Source organism: Flavobacterium sp. JP2137 (assembly GCF_050562195.1).
In the GTDB taxonomy this organism is placed as follows: domain Bacteria; phylum Bacteroidota; class Bacteroidia; order Flavobacteriales; family Flavobacteriaceae; genus Flavobacterium.
On sequence record NZ_CP191647.1, the window covers coordinates 1,427,321 to 1,446,935 of the forward strand.

Below are 19,615 nucleotides of genomic sequence, written 5' to 3' on the forward strand. Positions count from 1 at the left end.
TTTACCGTGGTAAATCCGCTGCCAAAACAATGATTAAAACTAATTTAGTACCGTGAAAAAAGCCTATTTGATTATCGTATTTATCATGTTGCTCAAACCTGTATTTCCGGTGTTTGAGTATGTGTATAACTATGACTACATCACAACTGTGCTTTGTGAAAACCTCGATAAACCCGAATTGGAGTGCCATGGAAAATGTCACTTGATGAAGGAGATGGGCAAAAGCGTCGATACGGAAAATCCGTTTTCAACGGCTAAAAAGCTAAGTCAGCCTCCTGTGGATATCGCATTTATTTCTACGCTCACGACCGATAGTATCCCGTATTTCGACAGTTGGGAAGCGCCTACATTAGATCTTTGCTCTCCCAATAACTATACATTTCTTTGGGTTTCGGGCGTGTTCGAACCCCCATCATTACGCACTTAATTTACAGTATAATTGGTGTCTCTGAGCGTTTTTTACGCGTCGGAGCGCCCGCTAATTGAATTGTTTTAACTGAAATTTTAAGTGATGAGAAAACCTATTTTATATCTATTTGCGGCTGTAATAGCCCTTTTGTCCTTTGCTTCTTGCGCTTCCGACGACAGCGCAGACCACGGTGCCTTGGCGGGTACGGGAAACATGGAGCTGTTTTTTGACCATACCTTTAAGGGCGATAAACTCATTTTGGAGGTCTCTTCCCATACCAATAGCCAAATGGAAACCCTAAGCATTTCGCGCTTTAATTACATCATCAGCAACATCAGCCTCATCGATGATCGGGGTGCGGTCATAGATTATCCCAAAGAGATGGGCTATTTTATCGTGGATTCGGAAAAAAGCCAATTTACCATCCAATTAAAAGCCATACCGAGCGGCAACTACAAGAAAATTCGCTTTGGTCTGGGCGTGGATCAAAAGCGCTATTTGGAAGGCGAGCAAGAACAACAGGCCTTTTGGGATTTGGCAGCCTTGCACAACATGACCTGGTCTTGGATTACCGGTTATAAATTTATCAACTTAGAAGGGGTTTTCCGCACGGCGGACAGCGCGGAAAAAAGGGAATTTAAGATTCACATAGGAAGCCACGGTAAGGCCTTGGATAACTATCGGGAATTGGAACTGGATTTCCCTTCTACAGCACGCGTTCGGGCAGACTTAAAACCCAATGTACACTTCTTGGTCGACGGCAATCTAATCTTGGATGGCATCCACAAATTAAAACTCACCGAGGCTTTAAACCCCACGGGAACGACAGCCGTAATTATGGTGAGCGCCGAAAAAGCGCCAAAAATCATGGAGAACGCAACCAAAATGTTTGTCATTGACCACGTGCACAACGACGGACAATCGCATGCGAACTAATGAGGACTGGGATAAATAAAGGAGAAAGCTCGTCGCGAGCTTTCCCTTTCTATCGGAGAGCAAGCGCATACAGCTGGCTAGGTCTGATGGGGTTCTTTTTGACTTCCTGCGCTACCGATGAAGGCGCATATCAGGAAATCAATGCGCCGATTGCCTTTGAAGCACCTGCCAATTTCCCGGATTTAACCTACCGATTTACCCATAATCCATTGACGGAAAAAGGCTTTGAACTGGGGAGAAAACTCTTTTATGACGGGCGGCTGTCGTCGAATGGCATAGTGTCCTGTTCCTTTTGTCACGAGCAGGCTTTTGCGTTTACCCATCACGGGCACGACTTGAGCCATGGCGTGGACGACCTAATCGGCAATAGAAACACCCCTGCCATTCAAAATCTCGCCTTTCAATCGGAGTATTTCTACGATGGCGCTTCCAGCAATCTGGAAATGGTGGCAATCGTGCCTATACACAATCCCGTGGAGATGAACGAAAGTCTTCCCGCTATTTTGGAAAAGCTACAGGCCGATAAAACCTATGTCAGATTGTTTGGCGCAGCCTTTCCAGACCAGGCGGTTTCTGCGGGCAATATGCTCAAGGCCCTAGCGCAATTTATGACGCTGATGGTTTCTGCCGATTCGAAATACGATCGCGTGGTGCGCAGCGAAGGCGGCGCGGCATTTAGTGCCTCGGAGGGCAAGGGGCAGCAGTTGTTTAATCAGCATTGCGCTTCCTGTCACGCTACGGATTTGTTTACCGACCACTCGTTTAGAAATAATGGACTACCGCCAAATCCGCGCGTAGACGATTGGGGAAGGGAATTGGTTTCCGGAAGCCCGAACGACCGTTACAAGTTTAAAGTACCGAGTTTGCGGAATGTGGAAGTCACCGCTCCCTATATGCACGACGGGCGCTTTGGATCGCTGCAGTCCGTTTTGGATTTCTATACGCATGGCGTGCTCTTGTCTGAAAATTTAGACCCCTTGCTCATGAAAAACCCCGTGGTGGGTATAGCGCTGTCTCCTCAAGACAAAGCGGATTTAATCGCTTTTCTAAAGACATTGACCGACCCGAAGTATATGGAAAATCCGAAGTTTTATGAAAAGACCTAAGGCTATCGACCGATAAAGAGCGATAGCGTTTTTAACGAACAACAACCAATTAGATGAAAAAAATACTAATAGTACTGGGGCTACTCGGCTTTTGTCCGGCCGAGGCGCATGGCGTTTGCGATGCGGCTTTAACGGACGTACGGCCAATTTATGAATGGGAGGATGATTGCGATGCCTGTGGATGTTCTGCAAATGGCGGTGGCTTGGGTTACAGCTCCATCTTGGATCAGAATTTTGTCGGTATTCGTTATTTTTATCAATACTACAAGAGCAAAGACGGCTTGTACAACGATTCGCCTTGGATCGATGAGCATTTCAATACCGTACAGCTGTGGGCCAAGATTCCCTTGTCTAGGCGTTGGCAGGTTTCGCTTTTATTGCCCTATCAAATGCACGACAGTCAAAAGACCTCCGGTGCTCAAAAGATCAGCGGTTTAGGCGATGTCACCGTATTGGGCTTTTACGGATTGATCAAGTCCGATTCAGACCAGATGGGATTCGGTCAAGAATTGCAAGTGGGAGGTGGCGTCAAAATGCCTACCGGTCAATATAAGGCCGATCAAAACGGCAGTGTTAATCCGAGTTTTCAAGTGGGAACCGGAAGTTGGGATTTTTTGCTAACGGCCGAATACACCCTAAAATATCAAAATGTCGGCTGGCAGTCGATGTTGAGCTATACCTTTAAGAATGAAAACAACCAACATTACCAATTCGGGAATCAATGGAGTTATGCCTCAACCGGTTTTTATCGTTGGGTGCAGGGCAAAACAACGTGGGTGCCGCAGTTGGGGATAGCCGGAGAGGTTTTTGCCAGCAATTTATCGTATAAAGAAGCGGTCAAAGATACCCGAGGCGATGTGCTTTTTGGAAAGCTAGGAGCGGAAGTCGGTTACGGGCGGTTCTCGGTTGGAGCAACCGCGCTGTTGCCGATTGCTCAAAATTTGACCGGAGGAAAAGTGGAGGCTCAATCGAGATGGAGCGTCCATCTCAATTACAGCTTATAAAGGAAAAAGCCTGTTTTGACACGTCAAAACAGGCTTTTTATCATATATCATATAATCGCTAAGCGAGGTAGGTCACTTTTTTGACCTCGTCTTCGGTAATCACCGAAGTCAAGTGGTGTTGGGCGAGTGATTTCATCGCTTTATCCCATTTTTTACCGCTTAAGCCCGATTGACTTTTGAGTTCGTTGAGCTCGACTTTGTTGTCGTTTTGAACGAGTATATCGATAATCGCTTTCTCGTCTTCCGTGAGTTCTACGCTTGGCGTGGTTTTTTCTGCGCGCATTTGCGGGAAGAATAAAACCTCTTGGATTGAAGGATTGTTGGTTAAAAACATAATCAAACGATCCATGCCAATGCCCAAACCAGAAGTCGGAGGCATACCGTATTCCAAGGCTCTTAAGAAGTCTTGGTCGATAAACATCGCCTCGTCATCGCCTCGTTCAGACAGGGCCATTTGCGCTTCAAAACGCACGCGCTGATCGATGGGGTCGTTTAATTCTGAATACGCATTAGCCACTTCCTTTCCGCAAATCATCAATTCAAAGCGTTCGGTCAGCTCGGGATTATCGCGATGTATTTTCGTCAGCGGAGACATTTCAACCGGATAGTCGGTAATAAAGGTCGGTTGTATGTAATTGCCCTCGCATTTTTCGCCGAAAATCTCATCGATTAACTTGCCTTTACCCATGGTTTCGTTGACGGCAATACCCATGCCCAATGCGGCAGCTCTGATTTCGTCTTCCGATTTTCCCGTAATGTCAAACCCGGTAAACTCCTGTATAGAAGCCGCCATGGTAATGCGTTTAAAAGGCGCTTTAAAATTGATTGTATGTTCGCCAAATACCGTTTCCGTTTTTCCATTTACGGCAAGGGCACAATGCTCTAATAGGTTTTCGGTGAAATCCATCATCCAGTGATAATCCTTATACGCCACGTAGATTTCCATCACGGTAAATTCTGGATTATGTGTGCGATCCATACCTTCATTTCGGAAGTTTTTAGAAAACTCATAAACCCCGTCAAAACCACCTACAATGAGGCGTTTTAAGTACAATTCATTGGCAATTCGCATATAGAGCGGCATGTCTAAGGAATTGTGGTGGGTGATAAACGGACGGGCCGCTGCACCACCGGGTATCGGTTGCAAAACCGGTGTTTCTACCTCCATATAACCCGCTTCATTAAAATAAGCGCGCATGGCGTTAAACAACTTGGTTCGCTTTACAAAGGTTTCCTTGATAATCGGGTTGACTACCAAATCCACATAACGCATTCTATAGCGCAATTCCGGATCGGTAAAAGCGTCAAAAGTCTGTCCGTCTGCATCGGTTTTTGGCAATGGCAAAGGGCGCAACGATTTGCTCAATAGGGTGAGTGTTTTGGCGCGCAGGGTTTTTTCGCCCACTTGTGTAGTAAACAATTCGCCTTCGATGCCCACGATATCGCCCAAGTCGATGAGTTTTTTAAACACCTCGTTGTACAGGGTTTTATCTTCTCCTGTACAAATTTCATCTCTGTTGATGTATACCTGTATGCGACCTTCACTGTCTTGAATCTCTGCGAAAGAAGCTTTTCCCTGTATGCGGGACGACATCAATCGACCAGCTACGACAACCTTCTTTCCTTCTTCGAAATCTGCCTTAATCTGCTTCGATGTGTGGTCAACAGCAAATAGGTTAGCGGGATACGGATTAATGCCGAGCTCTTTTAATTTGCCCAACTTGTCTCTTCGAATGATTTCTTGTTCTGAAAGTTGCATAATAGTCTATTTATATAAAGGCGACAAATATAGTTATAATTTGATGTCGAGGCAATTGTAAAGCTATAAATGAACGGATTATACGCGAAATTTTTAGCGCAATCCCCTTGGGGTTTAAGACGGGTTTGGGCATTTTTATCCCGAGAGCTGCTACCGCTTGAAGGGGATGTTGTATAAAAAATAATTAAGTGGATTCGCGGAGATTCTTACAAAAAATACCGTACTTTGTAAAAGTATAAATGGGCTTGGTTCGTATATAAATAATTTAATAAAGCGGTTTCTTATGGGATTTTGGCGGGTGATATTAGCAATTTTTCTTCCTCCTTTGGCCGTGTTGGACAAGGGCTGTGGTTCGGTGGTTATTGTGGCTATCTTAACTGTATTTGGCTGGGTTCCCGGTGTAATAGCTGCTTTGATTATTTTGAATAATCCAAATAGATAAGCGAGTAAAATGAATAAAAAAGTGCAATTAATCGATTTGGGACATCGGGATTATAAAGATACCTGGACCTATCAAGAAGAATTGTTTCAGGGTATTATCGATACCAAAATCTCCAATAGAAGAGAGGAGAAACAAGAGGAGACAAAAAATTACTTCTTATTTGTGGAGCATCCACATGTATATACTTTGGGCAAGAGTGGCGATTTTGAAAACCTGTTGCTCAGTGAGAAGCAGCTCGAAGAGAAAGGCGCTACGTTTTATAAAATAAATAGAGGAGGAGACATTACCTACCACGGCCCTGGGCAGGTGGTGGGGTATCCGATTTTGGATTTGGAGAACTTCTTTAGCGATATTCATAAATACTTGCGACTCTTAGAGGAGTCGATGATTTTAACCCTAAAAGACTACGGTTTGGAATCCGGTAGAAGCGAAGGGGAAACCGGCGTTTGGCTGGGAGTGGGAACTCCCTTTGCGCGTAAGATTTGCGCTTTGGGCGTGCGCGCTTCCCGCTGGGTAACCATGCACGGCTTTGCCTTAAATGTAAACTCGGATTTGGGTTATTTTGACAACATCATACCCTGCGGTATACGCGGTAAGGGCGTGACCTCCTTAAATGTAGAATTGGGAGTCGATCGAGTAGATGAGGAAGAGGTAAAAAGAAAAATAGTGCACTATTTCGCCGAATTATTCGCGGCAGAAATGCTGTCCTAGTACCGCGTTAATCCGGTAAAAAATCCGTTGCTTTCTCTGTAGGGCAACGGATTTTTTTTAAAACGCTTTTTAGGGGACTATACCTACGGTTAAATGTCTAGTTTTAATTGCTCGGGCAGTAGGCGAAAGCTAGTGCGGTGGTATTTGCAGGGGCCGAATGCGCGAATGGCATCGCGGTGTTCTTTGGTGGGATAACCCTTGTTTTTCTTCCAGTTGTACATCGGGAATTCCTCGTGTATGCGGTTCATATAGTCGTCTCTATAGGTTTTGGCCAAGATAGAAGCCGCTGCAATACTGAGGTATTTCATATCGCCTTTGACGATGCATTGAAAGGGAATGTCGTTGGTCGGGTAGTAGCGATTGCCGTCGACAATGATGAACTGAGGTGGCGGGTTGAGGTCCGCTAACGACAATTGCATGGCTTTAATCGAAGCGTTTAAGATGTTGATTTCGTCGATTACCGCTTCGTCTAGGTGATGTACGCTAAATGAAAGGGCCTGCTGTTCTACAACTTCGCGTAGGGAGTACCGCATCTTCTCCGTGATTTTTTTGGAATCGGTAAGGATGTCGTGTTGGAAGTCGAAAGGCAAAATTACCGCGGCTGCCGTTACCGGACCGGCAATACATCCCCGTCCGGCTTCGTCTGTGCCGGCTTCGATGAGGTTTCCGGAAAAGTTTGATAGTAACATTTTGAATCTAATTTAGACTTGTTTACTTTTAGAAGGTAAAATTAATAAAAACAATTAAATATAAGTGTCATGAAGTACGTCTCGATTATTAAAATGAGCATTTCGAGTTTTTTGCTTCTCGGTGCACAGTGGTCGTTCAGTCAATCCCAATCGCTGCGCAATACGATTAGTCGAGAGTATAACAAAGAGCGTATAGATGCGCTTATAAAACAATATAAACGGGTGCCGCCGATGCAGCACTCCAAAGGCAGTTCACAAGCATTTGATGAGAACAGGTTGTGGATAGAAGTAGATGCTTTGGGCAACGATGTGTATTACAAAGCCAACAATCGCGTATCAGCAGTTACGGTGCGGGTTAACGATGTTAATTCTGGAGGCAGTGAAGGGCTGGATTTAAATGGAGAGGGCATGATTATTGGTGCTTGGGATGCTGGTATTCCAAGATTGGATCACGTCGATCTTTTGGGTAAAATAACGGTGAAAGACGAAAGTACGGTTGGCAATATTACCAGACATGCCACTCATGTTAGCGGAACCCTGGTTTCCGAGGGTAGCCAACAATCAAGAGGGCAGGGATTGGCTCCACGTGCGCACTTATGGGTAAGCAACTGGAAAGACGATTTGGAGAAAATGATTCGGCTGGCGGGGCAAGGTCTTTTGGTTTCCAATCATTCGTATGGCGTGGATCCCGCAGATCTGCCCCTGTATTATTTTGGGGCATATACCAAAACTACTCAAGGACTCGATGCATTAACCTATGCGATGAAGTATTATCAGCCGGTAGTGGCGGCCGGTAATGATCGAAGAAAGTACATGGAATACAATCCGACTAAAGAGGGTACTGATCTGCTTACCGCTATGGCCGTGGCTAAAAATGCCGTGGTCGTTGCAGCGATTTACCCCGTGTTTAAGTACCAAGGTCCAAAAGATGTAGTGATGACCGATTTTAGCAATTGGGGACCCACCGACGACTTCAGAATCAAGCCAGACATTGCCGCATTGGGATTGGGGGTCTATTCCACTACGGAAGATACGGAAACGAGTTACGGTACTTTAAGCGGTACCTCGATGGCGGCACCGGCGGTTACGGCGGTTTTCGCCTTGTGGCAGCAATATTATGGAAATCTACACAATCAGACTAAAGCGCTCACTTCGGCTAGTATACGTGCGCTGATGGCGCATACTGCAGATGAGGCCGGTCCGTTTGACGGACCCGATCATCAATTCGGATGGGGACTGCTCAATGCCGTCCAAGGTGTGCGCTTTTTAAAGTCGGCCAATGCGGAACAAGGCCGCGATTTTATGCAGGAAAGCATCCTTGGACAAGGCGAGGAAAACACCTATACCATACAGCTGAGCGAGCCCACCGATAAATTGGTGCTCACCATGGCGTGGACCGATAGTGAGGGCGAAATCAAATTGGGTAAAACCGACGATGCCACGCCCGATTTAGTCAACGATTTAAATGTTGTGATGCAAAAGGACGGAAATGTGTATTATCCGTGGAGACTGCAAAAAAACAGAGCAAACCCCTTGGCAGAAAAAGGGATTAATGATGTGGATAATATCGAAAAAATAGAAATACCCAATCCGGAACGGGGAGAATATACCGTCAAAGTAACGCATGCTAAAAAATTGTTTTCCGGCGAGCAAGCGTATTCCCTTTTGATTTCAGGTTTCGACAAAGTAGCGCAAAATAAGACGGAATTCAATCAGGGCGCTCGAATCTGGCCCAATCCCGCCAGTGACTACCTGAGTATCTCGATGGGAGAGATGGATCTCAATGGTGGAAAAGTGCAAATTTACGATACGAATGGAAAAAATGTGCTGCAAATCAATAGTTTAGTAGCGGACAGAATCACAATTGGCAAAATTAATGTTTCGACGTTAAAACCGGGAGTTTATTTTTTAAAATTTAATAAATTAGGTTTTGTTAAGGTTTTTAATTTAATAAAAACTTAAAATATTTAATAATTAATTATTAAATAAGGTGTATTTGGTGTGTTATTCTTAGTTATCATCTGTTAAAATGGTTTTTTCTGACAAAATTTTATTAGGTTTGTTAGACTAACTAATTTAATTCTATGATGAAAGCAACGTTTAAATGGATTACGATTGTAGTAATCTTGATTTTTTCTGTGCAGTATTCCATCGCGCAAGAAAAGATTCTTACGGGAGTTGTTTCCGAGGCTGGGATTCCATTACCTGGAGTCTCCGTCATAATTAAAGGAACGCAGATCGGTACTCAAACCGATTTGGATGGAAAGTATTCACTTAAGGTGAAGCAAGGAGATATATTGACTTTTTCTTTTATCGGTCAAAAAGATCTGACGAAAACAGTGGGGACTGCTGCTGTACTTGACGTAGTGATGACGGCAGATGACGCCATGTTAGACGAGGTCGTGGTCGTTGCCTATGGTACCGCCTCCAAGGAATCGGTAACCGGTGCCATATCCATGGTTCGCAGCGAAGATATTGCCAAAAGACCCTCTACCAACGTTTTGGGTGCCCTGGAAGGATCTTCGGCTGGAGTTCAGGTAAACAATACTTCGGGGCAGCCGGGTTCGGAGCCCGAGGTTCGCATCCGTGGTTTTTCGTCACTTAGGGGTAACGTTAATGGCGTAGATGCCAATTCCCCATTGTATGTAGTTGACGGGGTACCTTATGGCGGAAACATATCGGATATTAATCCTTCCGATATCGAGAGTATGTCGGTATTGAAAGATGCCTCTTCTACGACCCTTTATGGTAACAGGGCTTCGAATGGAGTCATCCTGATCACGACCAAAAAGGCTTCAAAAGGACAAGACGGCTTTTTTAACGTCAATATCAAACAGGGACTGTACAATCGCGGGGTCAACGAATACAATCGAGTGGGGCCGGATGACTTTATGAATATCATGTGGACGGGCTACCGCAACAGTCTGATTACCGATAAGGTGGATTTGGGACAAGCATCGCAGTTGGCCAATCAAACCCTGATTAGCGATGTACTTCAATTGAACATCTATAATTTACCGGCAGACCAACTCTTTGAAAATGGACGATTGCGCTCCGACGCCAAGATTATGGACGGATACGCAGGAGACCTGGATTGGTATAAACCCATCGAGAGAATGGGATATTTCCAAGATATAAACGCCAGTGGACGTGTTTCAAGTGATCGAGGGGGGGCTTTCTTTTCGGCAGGTATACTAAACAATGAGGGATATTTTAAAAATTCCGATTTCAAACGACTTACCGGGCGTGTCAATGCCGATTATCAAGTGAATGACTGGTTAAAAGTCGGTACCAATTTGGCGGGCTCTCATCAAGAGAGTTTAGGAGTACCGGGAAATAGAGGGGATTCCAACAGTTTTGTCAATCCATTTATGTACGCCCGAAGAATATCGCCTATATATCCCGTGCATTTGCACGATCCAAAAACCGGTGCCTTCGTACTCGATGAAAAGGGCAATAAGATCTACGACAATGGAGAAACCTCCAGAACACAATTTGCCGGTAGACACGTGGTTTGGGAGAATGATTTGAATCAAATCGAAACAATCAGAAATACCTTAAACGGTCAGGTCTATGCGGATATTAAATTCTTAAACGATTTTACCTTTACGATACGCGGCGATTTAAGCGTTCAAAATTCGGAAGAGCGCCGCTATGAAAATGCGATTATCGGCGATGGTTCGGGCACCAATGGTCGGGCGAGAAGAGCTACCTACCGTTATAAAACCTATACCGGGCAGCAGTTGTTAAACTGGGAAAAGAGCTTTGGAGATCACCATTTTCAAGCCTTGTTGGGACATGAGAATTTCAGTACCGAATACAGTTACCTGTATGCGATGAAAGCCGATCAAAATTTTGCAGGCATGCCCGAGTTGATTAACTTCAACGATATGACCAACCTCTATGATTATACAAATATATATCGAACAGAGGGCTATTTGTCTCGACTAAAGTATAACTATGCCAACAGGTATTTTTTAGAAGCCTCGTTTAGACGCGATGGTTCTTCTAAGTTTTCTGCCGATAACCGCTGGGGGAATTTCTGGTCGGTGGGAGGAAGCTGGATGATTTCTCGTGAAAACTTCTTTAAAGTTCCCTTTATAGACGACTTAAAGGTTCGCGCTTCCTATGGGGAAGTGGGGAATGACCAAGGAGCGAGTTGGTATGCCTACCAAGACCTTTATGCCGTAGCCAAAAATGGAGGCGCAGCAGCGCTGTATAAATCTCAAAATGGAAATGAACATTTGAAATGGGAAACCTCTTCTTCTTTTGGTGGTGCCATTGAGGCTCGATTTTTCGATCGAGTGAATCTTACCGCAGAGTATTTCGATAAGCGCTCTAAGAATTTGTTGTTTAATCTGAGTCAGCCCCTGTCCAACGGTTCTACGGATCTTGGAAGTGCGGGGTCTGTAATTACCAGTAATGTCGGAAGTATTTCCAATAAGGGAATCGAGCTGAGCATTGATGTAGATGTGATACGCAATGAAAATTTTAGATGGAATATCGGGGCTAATGCTACTTGGTTAAAGAATAAAATTGAAAAATTACCCGAGCAAAACCGGGTAAATGGAATTATCGACGGCATTTTTAAAAGAGACGAAGGAAAGAGTATCTATGAATACTACCTGTACCAATATGTGGGTGTGGATCAGATGAATGGACAGGCACTTTACAAGGTAGACGACCAACGTTATAATGTAGCGGGTTCTGCGCCGAATAAGGAGTCTGTACCCGAGGGGAATTTAGTACACATCAACGGAGAAAACTACACCAATTACATCACTTATGCGAAGAGAGAGCATTCGGGCAATCCGTTTTCAGATGTAGAAGGGTCTTTTAATACCACGTTATCATATAAGCGATTTACCCTATCGGCACTGTTCACTTATAGTTTGGGGGGTAAGGTATACGATTATTCATACAGTGATTTAATGTCGGTAACCGCATCGCCCTCTGCTTTGCATAAGGATATCCTAAATTCGTGGAGCGGTGCTCCTCAAGGAATGACGATTGATTCACCCAACCGTATCGACCCCAACGGAACTCCAATTGCAAATTTCGCTACAGCGACCTATACCAATGGAGCAACCTCAGACCGCTGGTTAAAAGACGCGTCGTATTTGGTAATCAAAAACGTCAGCCTGAGTTATGATATGCCTGGCGATTTGATGAAAAAATTGGGAATGACCGGTATGGCACTGAATTTTGGCGTTGAAAACCTTGCGACCTTCACCAAGCGCAACGGCATGAATCCACAACAGACGTTTGACGGTCGATTGTTAAACGCTTATGTAACGCCAAGGACTTATACTTTTGGGGTGAATCTAACTTTTTAATCGATGATGAAATGAAAATTATAAACATAAATAAAACAGCTTTTATTGCTTTGCTCGCTTTGATAGTCGGAGCGTGTAATAGCGATTATTTGGATACCTATCCAACGGACGAGACCTCACCGACCACGGTCTTTGAGAATACTAAAAACGTGGAAATGGCGGTAAATGGCTTGGCGAAAATCATGGTTTCTCAACACTTGGTCACTCAGGGATTTAGCGGAGAGGGAACCATTAAAATGTATTATGGAGAATACTCCGGAAACAACTTTAGAGTGAACCTACCCGGCTGGTCGCCGATGATTAATGGACAGTACTTTGACAATATCACCAGTATATACAATTATTATCCGTGGCATTATTACTATATGATCATTACCAATGCCAATGTGATTATCGATCAAGTAGATGAGGTTGAAGGTCCGGATAAAGACAAGAAATATCTAAAGGCACAAGCCTTGGCTTATAGAGCGTACAGTTATACGATGTTGGCACAATTATATGGATACCGTTGGGACGACAGCAATAACGGCATGCAGCCTTGTTTGATTTTGAGAACGTCTCCAGATGATGCGGTGAGTTTGCCACTATCGCCATTAAAGGATATCTATGCCGCTATTTATACCGATTTAGATCAGGCATTGCTGCTGTTTGACGACAGCAAATACGTGCGCGGAGCAAACCATCAGATAGACGGAAGTGTGGCCCATGCTATTTATGCGCGAGCTGCTTTGGCGAGAAAAGATTATACGACGGCTGCCGATCAAGCGGGATTGGCTAGGACGAAATACCGACTGATGACCAATTCCGAATACCTCGCAGGTTTTGCTAATCCGAATGCAGAGTGGATTTGGAGTAGCTATGGCGCTTCCGACGAGCAGCTGTATTTTTATTCGTATCAAGCGATGATTGCCTACAACTCTTCTGCTTCTGCCGTGCGGTTATATCCGAAAAGAATGAGTAAAGAACTGTATGAGCAAATTCCAGATACCGATTTGCGCAAGGGCTTGTTTTTGAATCCAAGTGGATTTGACGGACAGTTCGTAGCCTCAACGGGCTTGGTAACCGCGGGTTCGGATTTGGACAAAGCGACCAGAGCAAATTTTCCCGATCTTCAATCCAATGCAGCTGTTGCTGCTTATATGCAGTTTAAGATTAAAGCAAACGACATGCCGGGGGTGGGGCATCTCAATCACTTCCGCTCTGCCGAAATGCTGCTGATTGAAGCCGAAGCTAAGTTCTTTTCCGGAGATCAAGGTACGGCCGCAACTTTACTGGAAGAATTAAACAGACAGTCGGGGAGAGATCCCAACTACAGTTGTTCATTATCTGGAGATTTGCTGTTTAAAGAATTGGTCAAATACAGAGGTATCGAATTGTGGGGTGAAGGATTTGATTGGTTCGACATGAAGCGATGGAACCTTTCTATCGATAGGAAAAAAGTGGTTGATGGGGGGAATTATCCCGATCTGTTGGCCGTTAAAATCGAAGCCAATGCCGATCATAAATGGACGTGGAAGACGCCATCTAAAGAAACGGATTTTAATGAAACTTTAGATTGATTAGTTCAAAATGCTTGTGAGCTAGTCCGGATCTCGGGCTAGCTCATTTTTTTGGAGGACTGTTCTGAACAATCGTAAATAGAGAAGTTCCCTAAGATATAGTAAAATGGTGTCTTTTATTTAAAAGGAAGGACTAGTCTACTCAATCAAGGTGACGGTAAAAGGAATTTGTTGGATTGAGCCACTCTCGCCAATTATTGCGGTAAACGCTTATGTTTTTAACAGTTTCTTAAATATCGCAAAGTATTTGGAGTCGCTGTTTTTTTACTTCACGCAGTTATTTTTTGTGTAAAAATCAGTATATTATATTATCCAGTGTATTTGTGTTAAAAAGGTTTTTTCAAGGTGCTCCATGAGGTGTTTGACTTATTGAGGGAAGTTTTATAAAGCGAAAGGCTTCCGTGCAAGCTAGGTGATTTTACTGTCCATATCTGGTATTGCAAGAAATTATTTTCATGAGAAGTGATTTATTGGACGCTGGTTTCTGGCAACGGTGAAATTTGCAAAAACCCCAACTAAATGTGATTTTTTCCGGGAAGGATAGCTTAACGTTAAATATCGGTGGGTTCTAGTAAATACCCAGAGAGAAAGAGTCTTTCTGAAGAGCCAGTTTTGCGATGAGAATGGAAAAAATGTACTCCATTAGAGCAAGGAATATAGCAATTCAAGTAATTTTAGTAAAATTGATATATCTATGTTAAAATTGGGTGTCTATTTCATAATATTTAAAAAAGCAGCTGTTAAAGAAGTTTTTACTGTGATTAAATTATAAAAAACAAAATTTTTATACACTAATTATAGCGTAATTGATTGATTATTGAGGGTTTTCGAATGTTAAAAATATATTATCTAACATAATTTTAGTAAGTTTGTTAGACTAACTAATTCAATTCAATAATGAAATCGAAGTTTAAATGGATTTTAACGCTACTAGTATTGGCGTTTTCTGTGCAATTGTCGATTGCGCAGGAAAAAACTCTTTCGGGAGTTGTTTCTGAGTCTGGGCTTCCTTTGCCTGGGGTTTCAGTAGTGATTAAAGGAACGCAAACCGGTACCCAAACCGACCTTGACGGGAAATATGCCCTAAAGGTAAAACAAGGGGATGTTTTGGTGTTTTCTTTTATCGGACAAAAAGATGTAACCAAAGTTGTTGGTGCTTCTAACGTTGTAAATGTTGCAATGGAAGAAGATGCCGCTGTTTTGGAAGAGGTGATGATCGTTGGATACGGAACGGCTACTAAAAAGTCTTTTACCGGTTCCGCTTCACAAGTTGATTCCAAGAGAATCGAAGCTAAAAACGTTTCCAATGCTGTTCAGGCTTTAGCCGGAGAAGCTGCTGGTGTACGTGTTATTACCGAATCAGGTCAGCCTGGATCAGAGCCAATGGTTCGTATTCGTGGTTTTGGATCGGTAAACGGAAACAGAAGTCCCTTATATGTAGTGGATGGAACGCCTTTCTTTGGCAGTGTGAGTTCTATTAATCCAGCGGATATCGAATCCATGTCTGTCTTAAAAGATGCAACGGCCACGGCAATCTACGGTTCTCGTGGAGCAAATGGGGTGGTTTTAATCAATACCAAAACGGGTAAAGGGAAAGAATCTTATATTGAAGTAGAGACGAAAACCGGTGTAAACTGGAGAAACTTACCGAGATATAGTGTGGTTACTTCACCCGAAGAGTACATTCAGTACGCTTGGGAAGGGGTTCGCAATTATGGAGAATACGGTGCAGGATTAAAAGGTTCGGACATCATTAGTTTTGCTAATGAGGAGCTTTTTAATACGGATTACGGAATTTCTCCTTCTTACAATATGTGGAATGTAGCCGATGGAAGTGAGTTAATTGATCCAGCAACAGGAAAAGTACGCGCTGGTGTTACTAGAAAATACACACCTGAAAACTGGAGAGACGAAGCTTTTAAAGCGTCTATTAGAACTGAGGCCAATTTAAAAATGGGTGGTTCTTCTGGAAATACCTCGTATTTTACTTCATTGGGGTATTTGAAAGATGATGGTTATTCAATCAATTCAGATTACGAAAGAATTAGTGCCCGTTTAAATTTGGTACACAAACCTAAGGATTGGTTAGAGGCTAAGATGAATTTCGGTTATGCTCACTCGGAGTCTAATCGAGCTGGACAAGCGGAAGACTCTGGTAGTGTTTTCTGGTTTACGGACAATATCCCTTCTATTTACCCATTGTATTTACGTGATAAAGCGGGTAGAAAGATAAGAGAGCCTCACTATGGTGGGTACCAATATGATTATGGAGAGGACCAACGTGGATTTGGTGCTTTAACCAACTCTATTGCAGATGCTACCCTAGGAAAAGATAAGAATACCAAAGATGAAATTAACGCCAACGCTGCCTTTACAATAAATTTAGCGGACGGGTTGACCTTTGAAACGACTATCGGTGGACAGTATTATAATAATACACGAGATTTATTGAATAATAGATTTTATGGTTCTTCTGCCTCTCAAGGTGGATCGATTTACAAAACAAAATCGGAAGTTTTTACTTATAACTTCTTAAAAATGTTGCGTTATAAAAAATCTTTTGGAGCTCACGGTTTAGAAATCATGGCGGCACACGAGAATAATTATTACGAAAACCGTATAATGTCTGCTGGACAATATGACTTAGCAGATCCAGGTTCTGTACAATTGAACAATGGTGCTATGATGACTCCAGCTTCTGGATGGAAAAATCAAAATGCCATTGAGAGTTACTTTGCACAAGTGAATTACGACTTCGAAGGAACTTATTTCCTATCAGCTACAGCACGTCGTGATGGATCTTCTATCTTTAAAAAGGAGAAATGGGGTAACTTCTGGTCTCTAGGTGGAGCTTGGTTGGTTTCTAAAGAAAACTTTATGCAAAACCAATCGGTATTCTCTAACTTAAAGTTAAAAGCGAGTTACGGTTTAACGGGAGATCAAACTTCGTATGTGAGTATTGACGGAATAGACGTTCAAGCTTTCCATCCAGGTGAACATCTTTGGCAAGTGGGCAATTATGGTGGAGCACTAGCTATTTATGAAGATAAAGTTGGAAATCCCGATTTAACTTGGGAAAAATCTAAAATGTTCCAAGCGGGTATTGAATTCGGTTTGGGTAAATATTTAGACATCTCGGTTGATTACTATTTAAAAAATACCGATGATTTGATTTTTGATCGTCGTGTAGGACCTTCAGTAGGTTTTGCTCTTATTACAGCCAACGACGGTTCTTTGAGAAACCAAGGGATTGAATTTAACGTTACGGGTCATATCTTGAAAACTAAAGATGCTTACCTAGATATCAATATCAATGGGGAACATGTGAAGAATGAATTGACAAGAATGCCAAATGACCCGTCAACAGGTAAATATAAACCACTAGACATTAGCGGTAACTTTGGTAGAGCTGCTGGACATTCTTTGGGTGATTTTTATATGCGTGAATGGGCTGGTGTCGATCCGGAAACAGGGCAAGGACAATGGTATACCTACACCTATAAAGATCAGTATGACAAAGTTCAATACGTGACTTCTTTAGTAGATTTTTTAAATGAAAATCCAGAAATGGAAGGGCAATTGACCAAAGAAACTACAAAATCATACGGTCAAGCGACTCAGGCTTTTGTAGGGAAATCTGCAATTCCTAAGTTGAGAGGTGCTTTTGCTTTGAATGCAGGATATAAAGGTTGGGACTTAAGTGTACAAATGTTGTACAGTGTAGGAGGTTATGCTTATGACGGCGCTTATGCGATGTTGATGGGTAACGACCAAGTAGGTGGAAACAACTGGCATACTGACATTGCTGACAGATGGCAAAAACCGGGAGACATCACAGACGTTCCTAGAATTTCTAGTGATTTGGATCCCAACGTTAGATCCGCTTCTACGCGTTTCTTGACTAAAGCAGATTACTTGAGCATTAACAACATCAGATTGGGGTATAATGTTCCTAAGCAATTTACGCAGTCGTTAGGTCTTGCAGAATTGAGTTTCTTTGTGTCTGGTGATAATTTAGCCTTATTCACTAAACGTGATGGATTTAATCCGGCAACTTCGGAGTTTGGTACTTCTGACATGTATCAATACCCACCGCTTTCTACGATTACAGGCGGTGTAAAAGTGAAGTTTTAATTTAAAAAATTGAATGATTATGAAAAAAATACTAATGATAGCACTTGGAGCAGGATTATTCCTAAGTGCGTGTTCTAAAGATTTTTTAGAGTTAGATTCTAGCCGATTTATCTCCAAGGACAGAATAGATGAAATATCCGCAACCTCTCCCCATTTATCTATTGCCACATTAAACGGTTTATATGCCTATAATGTAAAAACCTTTTCAGGTGGTACTACTAGACATGATGATTTTGGACAGAAGGGCTACGACATCTATAGCGATATGTTGGCGGGTGATATGAACTTAAACAGTGCCATTTACGGATGGTACCGCGATATTGCCAACCTAACAGCTACGGCAAACTACGCCAACCTAACCAATTACGGCCCTTGGCGTTTTTATTACTATATGGTTCGTGGAACGAACAACGTAATTGCCTCTTCAGGAGGTAATGACGTAATTCCTGAGGATAATACGGAAAAAGCAGTAGTTGCCGAAGCCAAAGCACTTAGAGCGTATATGTATTATAATTTGATGAATCTTTATACCAAAGGCTATGACGCCAATGAGAAGATACTTCCAGTTTATACGGAACCCGTTTTAGTGAATTTACCTGCCAAAAATACCAAAGAGGTTTTTGACTTAATGGTTAAAGATTTAACCGAGTCGATTTCTTTGTTTGAAGCATCGGGAATTACAAGTGGAAAAAATGTCAATTTAAATGTAGCCAAATCTTTTTTGGCGTATGTTTATGCGGCACGTGGGACTGCTCAAGATTTAGCAGAAGCGAAAAGATTGAGTGCTGAGGTTATGGCAGAGTATCCATTGGCTACAAAACAACAATTGTTAGGCGGATTTAATGCCCGTACTTCTAATCCAAACTGGATTTGGAGTGCTACATTGGGCGTTGAAAACGATTTGGACTTGGTTTCTTGGTGGGGTCAAGTGGATATCTTTACCTATAGCTATGCTTCTGTAGGAGATACCAAAGGGATGCCTAAAGAATTGTACGAAGCTATTCCCGATGAGGATGTGCGTAAAGAGCAATTTACTAATCAGCCAATAACTGATAGCAAAGGTGCTGTAAGAAATTTTGGGGTAAATGCATATTTGCCAGTAGGAAAGTTTTATGCTCCAGCTAGAGTTCATCAAGGACAACGTTTAATTACTACGGATTACCTCTTTTTGAGAGTAGAAGAAATGTATTTATTAAACGCAGAAGTTTCTGCTCGTTTGGGACAAGACGGAGAGGCAATCAACACCTTGACTGAATTGATGAATATCAGATTAGATGATGTTTCTTATCTAAGCGGATTAGGTGGTCAAGCACTTAAAGATGAAATCGCTCTTCAAACTCGTATCGAGCTTTGGGGTGAAGGTAAAGTTTATGCAGCTGTCAAACGTAATAAAGGTACGGTAACTTATGGTTCTAACCATTTGTATTTCAAAAATACCACTTTTAGTTATGACGATTCTAAATTGACCTTAGCGGTTCCTCAAGCGGAGATTCTTAATAATCCGGTTTACAACAACTAATTATATTTTAG

13 protein-coding genes are annotated in these 19,615 nt (G+C 42.7%); 11 read left to right on the forward strand and 2 right to left on the reverse strand.

Annotation, left to right across the window (positions count from 1 at the left end):
- Positions 1-52: 52 nt before the first annotated feature.
- From ACQZ43_RS06230 to ACQZ43_RS06245, 4 genes are all read left to right on the forward strand, one after another.
- Positions 53-427, forward strand: coding sequence for a hypothetical protein (locus tag ACQZ43_RS06230; protein WP_430615095.1), 375 nt, complete (start codon positions 53-55; stop codon positions 425-427).
- 84 nt (positions 428-511) lie between these two features.
- On the forward strand, positions 512-1,345 hold the full coding sequence (locus ACQZ43_RS06235; RefSeq protein ID WP_430615096.1) for an MbnP family protein: 834 nt from the start codon (positions 512-514) through the stop codon (positions 1,343-1,345).
- 86 nt (positions 1,346-1,431) lie between these two features.
- Complete coding sequence (locus ACQZ43_RS06240; protein WP_430615097.1) at positions 1,432-2,451, forward strand: cytochrome-c peroxidase; 1,020 nt, start codon at positions 1,432-1,434, stop codon at positions 2,449-2,451.
- A gap of 53 nt (positions 2,452-2,504) precedes the next feature.
- A complete protein-coding gene (locus ACQZ43_RS06245; protein ID WP_430615098.1) occupies positions 2,505-3,455 on the forward strand; it encodes a transporter in 951 nt (316 codons plus the stop codon).
- Positions 3,456-3,513: 58 nt separating this feature from the next.
- Here the strand turns inward: ACQZ43_RS06245 and lysS are convergent, their stop codons facing one another.
- The gene (lysS, locus tag ACQZ43_RS06250; protein WP_430615099.1) at positions 3,514-5,214 is read right to left on the reverse strand and encodes a lysine--tRNA ligase; all 1,701 of its coding nucleotides are present in this window, start codon (positions 5,212-5,214) and stop codon (positions 3,514-3,516) included.
- A 283-nt stretch (positions 5,215-5,497) separates the two neighbouring features.
- Here lysS and ACQZ43_RS06255 point away from each other — a divergent pair, with 283 nt between their 5' ends.
- Together ACQZ43_RS06255 and lipB are read left to right on the forward strand one after the other, a co-directional pair.
- Positions 5,498-5,656: a YqaE/Pmp3 family membrane protein gene (locus ACQZ43_RS06255; protein ID WP_430615100.1), complete on the forward strand. Its 159-nt coding sequence runs from the start codon at positions 5,498-5,500 to the stop codon at positions 5,654-5,656.
- Positions 5,657-5,665: 9 nt separating this feature from the next.
- Positions 5,666-6,367 (forward strand): lipoyl(octanoyl) transferase LipB, encoded by a 702-nt coding sequence (lipB, locus tag ACQZ43_RS06260; protein ID WP_430615101.1) that lies wholly within the window; start codon positions 5,666-5,668, stop codon positions 6,365-6,367.
- A gap of 89 nt (positions 6,368-6,456) precedes the next feature.
- Here the strand turns inward: lipB and ACQZ43_RS06265 are convergent, their stop codons facing one another.
- Positions 6,457-7,056: a ribonuclease HII gene (locus ACQZ43_RS06265; RefSeq protein WP_430615102.1), complete on the reverse strand. Its 600-nt coding sequence runs from the start codon at positions 7,054-7,056 to the stop codon at positions 6,457-6,459.
- A gap of 69 nt (positions 7,057-7,125) precedes the next feature.
- On the opposite strand from ACQZ43_RS06265, the gene ACQZ43_RS06270 reads away from it, so the two are divergent.
- The 5 genes from ACQZ43_RS06270 (at position 7,126) to ACQZ43_RS06290 (ending at position 19,604) form a co-directional block, all read left to right on the forward strand.
- On the forward strand, positions 7,126-9,018 hold the full coding sequence (locus ACQZ43_RS06270; protein ID WP_430615103.1) for a S8/S53 family peptidase: 1,893 nt from the start codon (positions 7,126-7,128) through the stop codon (positions 9,016-9,018).
- A 125-nt stretch (positions 9,019-9,143) separates the two neighbouring features.
- Complete coding sequence (locus ACQZ43_RS06275; RefSeq protein WP_430615621.1) at positions 9,144-12,392, forward strand: SusC/RagA family TonB-linked outer membrane protein; 3,249 nt, start codon at positions 9,144-9,146, stop codon at positions 12,390-12,392.
- Between the two features lie 11 nt (positions 12,393-12,403).
- Positions 12,404-13,951: a RagB/SusD family nutrient uptake outer membrane protein gene (locus tag ACQZ43_RS06280; protein ID WP_430615104.1), complete on the forward strand. Its 1,548-nt coding sequence runs from the start codon at positions 12,404-12,406 to the stop codon at positions 13,949-13,951.
- An 897-nt stretch (positions 13,952-14,848) separates the two neighbouring features.
- Positions 14,849-18,085, forward strand: a complete 3,237-nt coding sequence (locus ACQZ43_RS06285) for a SusC/RagA family TonB-linked outer membrane protein (RefSeq protein WP_430615105.1) — start codon at positions 14,849-14,851, stop codon at positions 18,083-18,085.
- A 19-nt stretch (positions 18,086-18,104) separates the two neighbouring features.
- Positions 18,105-19,604, forward strand: a complete 1,500-nt coding sequence (locus ACQZ43_RS06290; protein ID WP_430615106.1) for a RagB/SusD family nutrient uptake outer membrane protein — start codon at positions 18,105-18,107, stop codon at positions 19,602-19,604.
- The last annotated feature ends 11 nt before the right edge of the window (positions 19,605-19,615 follow it).

Bases quoted from the DNA above. Each gene is read 5' to 3' on its own strand.
- ACQZ43_RS06235 (WP_430615096.1), top strand. From the start codon at position 512: ATGAGAAAACCTATTTTATATCTATTTGCGGCTGTAATAGCCCTTTTG.
- ACQZ43_RS06240 (WP_430615097.1), top strand. From the start codon at position 1,432: ATGGGGTTCTTTTTGACTTCCTGCGCTACCGATGAAGGCGCATATCAG.
- ACQZ43_RS06245 (WP_430615098.1), top strand. From the start codon at position 2,505: ATGAAAAAAATACTAATAGTACTGGGGCTACTCGGCTTTTGTCCGGCC.
- lysS (WP_430615099.1), bottom strand. From the start codon at position 5,214: ATGCAACTTTCAGAACAAGAAATCATTCGAAGAGACAAGTTGGGCAAA.
- ACQZ43_RS06255 (WP_430615100.1), top strand. From the start codon at position 5,498: ATGGGATTTTGGCGGGTGATATTAGCAATTTTTCTTCCTCCTTTGGCC.
- lipB (WP_430615101.1), top strand. From the start codon at position 5,666: ATGAATAAAAAAGTGCAATTAATCGATTTGGGACATCGGGATTATAAA.
- ACQZ43_RS06265 (WP_430615102.1), bottom strand. From the start codon at position 7,056: ATGTTACTATCAAACTTTTCCGGAAACCTCATCGAAGCCGGCACAGAC.
- ACQZ43_RS06270 (WP_430615103.1), top strand. From the start codon at position 7,126: ATGAAGTACGTCTCGATTATTAAAATGAGCATTTCGAGTTTTTTGCTT.
- ACQZ43_RS06275 (WP_430615621.1), top strand. From the start codon at position 9,144: ATGAAAGCAACGTTTAAATGGATTACGATTGTAGTAATCTTGATTTTT.
- ACQZ43_RS06280 (WP_430615104.1), top strand. From the start codon at position 12,404: ATGAAAATTATAAACATAAATAAAACAGCTTTTATTGCTTTGCTCGCT.
- ACQZ43_RS06285 (WP_430615105.1), top strand. From the start codon at position 14,849: ATGAAATCGAAGTTTAAATGGATTTTAACGCTACTAGTATTGGCGTTT.
- ACQZ43_RS06290 (WP_430615106.1), top strand. From the start codon at position 18,105: ATGAAAAAAATACTAATGATAGCACTTGGAGCAGGATTATTCCTAAGT.